5 protein-coding genes, 1 tRNA gene and 1 pseudogene are annotated in these 6,207 nt (G+C 59.0%); 3 read left to right on the top strand and 4 right to left on the bottom strand.

Going from position 1 to position 6,207, the window contains the following annotated elements; translation table 11 throughout:
* Positions 1–258: 258 nt before the first annotated feature.
* Positions 259–334: transfer RNA gene (locus GKA01_RS13355), tRNA-Lys, on the bottom strand.
* 163 nt (positions 335–497) lie between these two features.
* On the opposite strand from GKA01_RS13355, the gene arfB reads away from it, so the two are divergent.
* The 3 genes and pseudogenes from arfB to GKA01_RS14140 all read left to right on the top strand — a co-directional run bounded on the left by arfB (position 498) and on the right by GKA01_RS14140 (position 1,834).
* A complete protein-coding gene (gene arfB / locus GKA01_RS13350) occupies positions 498–920 on the top strand; it encodes an alternative ribosome rescue aminoacyl-tRNA hydrolase ArfB (RefSeq protein ID WP_146864093.1) in 423 nt (140 codons plus the stop codon).
* A 201-nt stretch (positions 921–1,121) separates the two neighbouring features.
* A pseudogene (locus tag GKA01_RS14145) lies at positions 1,122–1,446 on the top strand (TonB-dependent receptor domain-containing protein); the annotation flags it as partial.
* A 133-nt stretch (positions 1,447–1,579) separates the two neighbouring features.
* Complete coding sequence (locus GKA01_RS14140) at positions 1,580–1,834, top strand: hypothetical protein (RefSeq protein ID WP_371859277.1); 255 nt, start codon at positions 1,580–1,582, stop codon at positions 1,832–1,834.
* Positions 1,835–1,854: 20 nt separating this feature from the next.
* Here GKA01_RS14140 and GKA01_RS13340 read toward each other — a convergent pair whose 3' ends face one another.
* From GKA01_RS13340 to gyrA, 3 genes are read right to left on the bottom strand one after another with little or no spacing between them, the layout of a single operon-like run.
* Positions 1,855–2,340, bottom strand: a complete 486-nt coding sequence (locus tag GKA01_RS13340; RefSeq protein ID WP_141354517.1) for a peptidylprolyl isomerase — start codon at positions 2,338–2,340, stop codon at positions 1,855–1,857.
* Positions 2,341–2,371: 31 nt separating this feature from the next.
* A complete protein-coding gene (coaD, locus tag GKA01_RS13335) occupies positions 2,372–2,902 on the bottom strand; it encodes a pantetheine-phosphate adenylyltransferase (protein WP_146864100.1) in 531 nt (176 codons plus the stop codon).
* Positions 2,883–5,672 (bottom strand): DNA gyrase subunit A, encoded by a 2,790-nt coding sequence (gyrA, locus tag GKA01_RS13330; RefSeq protein WP_146864097.1) that lies wholly within the window; start codon positions 5,670–5,672, stop codon positions 2,883–2,885. Before gyrA ends, coaD begins: the two co-directional genes overlap by 20 nt.
* Positions 5,673–6,207 lie beyond the last annotated feature (535 nt).

Here is a 6,207-nt window from a genome sequence, read left to right as displayed (position 1 = left end):
CAGCCATCTGCCGCGCTGCAACCGTCATCTTCTGCCTATGAGTCCTGAGCCTAGCGACCGCAATGGCTATCTGGGACGCAGATAACCGGCCTCAGCCTGCAACTTGGATAAGGTCCCCCGTCACGATGGGGCGATAATTCGTCCCTAGACGACCCCATACGTTTCCCCAAAACCCAACATTGAACATGGGTTTTATCATGGGCCCATTTGAGATTTTCTCTCAAAAATGTCTGTATTCTGCGATAAATCAGGAATTTTTGGTGAACCGGCTGGGACTCGAACCCAGGACCATTCGATTAAAAGTCGAATGCTCTACCAACTGAGCTACCGGTTCATCCGCACGCTGGCTACCCCACAACCCGCCGGGACGTCAACCTCATCTCCACCGAAAAATGCTCCGACGGGCCGCTCTGACGACAAAATTGAAACGCGCATGGTGGCGATGCCATGAGTTTTCCGCAATACGCTTCTTCCCCGCGTTTCAAAGAAAAGACCCAATGCCCGTCCAGATCCATCCCGGTCTCTCCATTGGAGATGACGAACTAAAAGTGACTTACATCCTAGCCTCCGGACCCGGCGGACAGAACGTCAACAAGGTTGCCACCGCAGCCCAACTCCGCTTTGACGTCCTGCGGTCTCCGGCCCTCTCGGAGCGCACGCGCGCACGTCTGATCGAACTGGCCGGAAGTCGCGCAACCCAGCAGGGCGAAATTGTCATCACCGGCCGCCGGTTCCGCACCCAGGCGCGCAACCGCGAGGATGTCATTGAACGGTTGGCCGAGCTGATCCGCAAAGCGTGCCACCGCCCGTCCTTCCGTATCGCCACCCGACCCGGAAAAGCCGCCAGACAGCGCCGTCTAGACGGAAAATCCCACAGGGCGACCACAAAACGAAATCGCACCGTCCGGCTGGACGACTGAGAACCCTCCCCTCGGGCATCAGTCATTATAAACCGCAAGTCTTGCTTCACTTCCTCTGGAACACAACTACCTTCCACGGACAGCACCGGGACCCATGTGACCAACCGCGAAAGCCCGTCTCCTGTCAGCGTAGTTTCAGCTGCGATGCTACATCATTCCGGCATGATGAACGTCGCGGATGCCATTGCCGGTGTAGTGAGCATCATCACCTATATGCACCGCCATGACGAAGCGTATGAAAACCACCGCACGCCCGTCATCGCGCCCAGCCTGTATCCGGCTGGCTTCTCGCCGCTCGAGACGTCGGAAAAGAACAACTACGCCGCCACGCTGGACCTCAAGGGAGACAACTTCGTGGGGTTCGACTGGGATCTCGATTTCGCAGGACGCTTCGAGCACTACACGGATGTCGGCAACTACGGAAAGCGGCAAGGTCTCGGCCCGCTATGACGTGAGCAAACGCATCGCAATCCTTGGCACGATCAGAACCGGCTTTCGCGCGCCCACACTGGCAGAACAGCACTACATGCCATGAACGTGGACGACCGGTGCCTCCTGCCTGATGCCCGTCAACTTGACGGCCGTCCGTATCCTCGCGCCAGCGGCGGCATCGCGGCAAGCTTTCCTATTCCAACAGCTGCTTTGCGCAGTTCAAGAATATGCCGCGCTGGCTGACCGATAGCAAAGTCGGGTACCGTTTCAACAGCCACTGGCATCTGGTGAGCGGTGCGAACAACATCTTCAACATCCACCCCGCCGCGTTCCGCAGATCAACAACTCCCGCGGCGCCCAGATTTACAACCAGCTTTCTGCGCAGGTTCCCATTACAAGGCGCCTTCCTCTTTAGAAAACGCCTTCTGCATACTCAAAACCGCAAGAAAAAAGCCGGTGCATCACTGCACCGGCTTTTCTGAATTCCGCTTTCAGGCAGGATTCAGGCCTCGACATATGCCTTGACGATGATGTCGGGGTCCTTGACCACGCCACCCGCGCCGGAACCGCGCTTGAGCTGATCCACATATTCCATGCCTTCAGTCACCTGACCGACGATCGTGTACTGACCGTTCAGATGCGGGCTGGCAGCGAACATGATGAAGAACTGGCTGTTGGCGGAGTTAGGCGCCATCGTACGGGCCATGCCGACTGTGCCACGCTCGAACTTGGCGGCATTCGTGAACTCGGCCTTGAGATCCGGATAGGAGCTGCCGCTCGTGCCGGTTCCCGTCGGATCGCCGCCCTGTGCCATGAAGCCTTCGATCACACGATGGAACTTCACGCCATCATAAAACCCTTCAGTCGCCAGCAGCTTCAGGCGCTCGGCAGCCAGAGGCGCCAGATCAGGACGCAGCTCGATGACAACCTTGCCAGTCTTGAGCTCGAAAACCAGCTTGTTGCCGTCGGGCACTGCAGTATCGGACATCTTGGAACCTTCCAGAAATCGTTGAAGGTTCCTATGTCGGCCCTCGGCCCAGTTTCGACAAGACAATATGTGCAACATCTTCGCTGACGAAGGGTGAAATATCTCCCCCCAGCCGCGCGATTTCCTTCACAATACGGCTGGCCGTACTGCGATGTTCCTCGGAAGACAGCAGGAAAACCGTCTCGATTTCCGGGGCCAGACGACGCAAAGCGCCAGAAAGCTGGCTTTCGTAATCGAAATCCCCGCCGGACCGAAGGCCGCGCACAACCGTGCCCGCCCCGGCCTGACGCACGGCATCCACTAAAAGCGTATCAAAGCCAATAACCTCGATCCGCTCCCCATGCGGCAGTTTGTCCACCTCATGCCGCAGAGCCGAGAGCCGCGCCTCCAGATCCAGAAGCGGCTGCTTGCCTTCATTGACCGCCACCCCGACCAGCAGCCGGTCGAACAGCGCGGAGGCCCGATGAATGATGTCCAGGTGTCCGAACGTGACCGGATCAAACGTGCCGGGATAAAACCCGACGCGCGGATCCGTCCGCGCCTCAGGCCTCAGGTGCAGCATCATCACCAGCGGCAGGGGCCTCGGAAACCACAGTCTCGTCGGCATCGCCCTCTTCCGTGTCGTCTTCCAGAACCGGGAAGACACAGATGACGGTTTCGCTGTCATTCAGGCGGAACAGCGTCACACCGCTGGCCTGACGCGCCATGACGCGGACCTGCGAGACCGGCAGACGGATCAGACGTCCCGTATCCGTGACCAGCATGACGTCCGTGCCATCAAGCGTCGGCAGGGTGCCCACCACTTCCTTACCCCGACGGTTCGCGGAGAAGGTCATATTGGTGATGCCCTGACCGCCACGGCCCGACACACGGTAATCATAAGCCGAGGAACGACGGCCAAAGCCGCCATCCGTCACGGTCAGGAGGATTTCTTCCTGCTGCTCCAGTTCCTCGAAACGCTCCTGTGTCAGATCACCGGCGATTTCTACAGTTTCTTCGTCACCGGACACATCTTCGTCTTCGGCACTATCCTCCAGAGCCGCATTTTCGGCGCGGCGCTTGGCATTGGCCATCCGCAGATAGGCGGCGCGTTCTTCGACGCTGGCATCCACATGATTGAGGATACACAGCGAAATCACCGCATCCCCGTCCCCCAGACGAATGCCTCGCACGCCCGTGCTGCCACGACCAGCGAACACACGGAGCGTGTCATCCGTAATCTGGAAGCGGATGCAGCGCGCGTTCTTCGTTGCAAGGAATACATCCTGACCTTCACGACAGGTCGCCACACCAATGAGGGAATCCCCCTCGTCGAGTTTCATGGCGATCAGGCCGGACGCACGGATATTGCGGAAATCGCTCAGACGGTTCCGGCGCACATTGCCGCTGGCCGTGGCGAAAGCGAGGTGCAGATCGTCCCACAGCTCCTCGTCCTGCGGCAACGGCAGAACGGCCGTGATGGAATCAGTCCCCAATTCCGGCAGAAGGTTGACCAACGCACGCCCCTTGGCGGTCGGCGCGGCTTCCGGCAGATGCCAGACCTTCATCCGATAGGCCTTGCCGCCCGAGGAGAAGAACATCACCCATTGATGCGTATGCGCGTTGAAGCTGCGGATGATCACGTCATCGCCACGACGGCCCGACGCCGTGCGACCACGACCGCCTCGGTTCTGGGAGCGGAAAACTTCCAGTGGGGTCCGCTTAATGAAACCATCACGCGTGATGGTCACGACCATCTGTCCCGGCTCGATCAGGCTTTCATCCGTCTGATCGCCGAGTGAATCGGAGATTTCCGTCGCACGCGGAGTCGCGACCTCTGCACGAGCCGCCAGAAGCTCCTCGCGCATGACTTCCATCCGGCGCGGACGGCTCTCGATGATCTGAAGCAGTTCACCAATCTTGACGGCCACTTCACTCAGTTCGCCCTGGATCTTCTCACGCTCAAGGCCCGTCAGGCGTTGCAGACGCAGCTCAAGAATACCGCGCGCCTGCGCCTCCGTCAGACGAACCTTGCCATCGATAATGACATTGCCTTCGTCGTGGATCAGCTTCAGCAGCGGGATGACTTCGGAAGCATCCCATTCGCGCGCCATTAACGATTCACGCGCTGTTGCGGCATCCGGGGCCGCTCGGATCAGCGCGATCACAGCGTCAATATTAGCAACCGCTAGAACCAGACCGACCAGCAGATGCCCACGATCCCGTGCCTTGTTCAGATCAAACCGGGCGCGACGGAGAATGACTTCTTCACGGAAACGCAGGAAGGCTTCCAGAATGTCCTTCAGACCCATCGTCCGCGGCTTGCCATCGTCCAGAGCCAGCATGTTGGCGCTGAAGGACGTCTGAAGCTGCGTGAAGCGATAGAGCTGGTTCAGCACCACATCCGGCGTCGCATCGCGCTTGAGCTCGATGACAACGCGCATTCCCGACCGGTCTGACTCGTCGCGGATGTCGGAAATGCCTTCGATTTCCTTGGCCCGAACCAGATCAGCGATCTTTTCCTGCAACGTGGCCTTGTTCACCTGATACGGGATCTCGGTGATAATGATGGCCTGACGGTCCTTGCGGATTTCCTCGATCTCAGCCCGCGCCCGCACCGGAATGGACCCGCGACCCGTTTCATAGGCCCGGCGGATCCCGCTGCGGCCCATAATGATACCGCCCGTCGGGAAATCCGGACCCGGGATGATCTGCATCAGTTCGTCAAGTTCGATGGCCGGATTGGCGATCATCGCCAGCGTGGCATCAATGACCTCACCCGGATTATGCGTCGGGATATTGGTCGCCATGCCAACGGCAATACCGGCCGCCCCATTGACGAGCAGATTCGGGAAAACTGCCGGCAGAACCTTCGGCTCGTTCTCGCTTTCATCATAGTTCGGCTGGAAATCAACGGTATCGCGGTCGATATCGTCCAGCAGGAAAGATGACGCCTTGGCCAGACGAGCCTCGGTATAACGCATTGCGGCCGGACTATCGCCGTCGACCGAACCGAAATTGCCCTGACCATCGATCAGTTTGACGCGCATCGACCAGTGCTGCGCCATCCGGACCATGGCGTCATAGATCGAGCTGTCACCATGCGGATGGTATTTACCCATCACGTCACCGACGGCACGAGCCGACTTGCGATAGGGCTTGTCAGCGGTGAAGCCGCTTTCGCGCATGGCGTAGAGAATACGGCGATGAACCGGCTTCAGACCGTCCCGAACATCCGGCAGCGCACGCGATACGATCACAGACATCGCATAGGCCAGATAGGAGGAGCGCATCTCCTCCTCAATCGTCACAGGAAGACGACCGGAGGGGGTCAGATCAGTCGGCTCGGTCAGCTCGGTCAAGACAGGTCACCACACTAGAATTCAGTTGAATCAACATACCCCATGCGACGCCCTCACGCCACACCCGGCTCCTCGACGCCCATGCAATTGCGGGCCGCCCTGTTTTGCCCCCCCGAATGAGCCGGGAAAAGAATTAACGAAATTCTTCCAGGCGAGTCCGCGTCGGCAATCTTTCGGAAAGATTCCATTCATGGCCGATACGCCAAGCATGACTGACGAACTGCCTCCCGGCAGCGAAACCAGCGCCCACAACCATCACGACGCATGGCACTTGGCCGGTCCCGCCTGAGACTTCCGGCCTTGAAACAGAAAAACCTCATCCTTCGGGATGGGGCTTTATTTATACGGCTAAAAAATCAGAATAAAAAAACCCGGATGCCTGAGCATCCGGGGTTCTCGTATCGGGCCCGCTCTTCAGAACGGGATTTCGTCGTCCAGATCATTATCCGGCGGAGCATCCCAACCGCCACCGCCACCCGAGCGGCCGCCGCCACCGCTGTTGCCGCGCGCACCGCCGCCGCCAAAG

The organism is Gluconobacter kanchanaburiensis NBRC 103587, assembly GCF_007988905.1.
In the GTDB taxonomy this organism is placed as follows: Bacteria; Pseudomonadota; Alphaproteobacteria; order Acetobacterales; family Acetobacteraceae; genus Gluconobacter; species Gluconobacter kanchanaburiensis.
The sequence above is the reverse complement of the archived record's forward strand: the minus strand, read 5'-3'. Positions and strand labels throughout refer to the sequence as shown.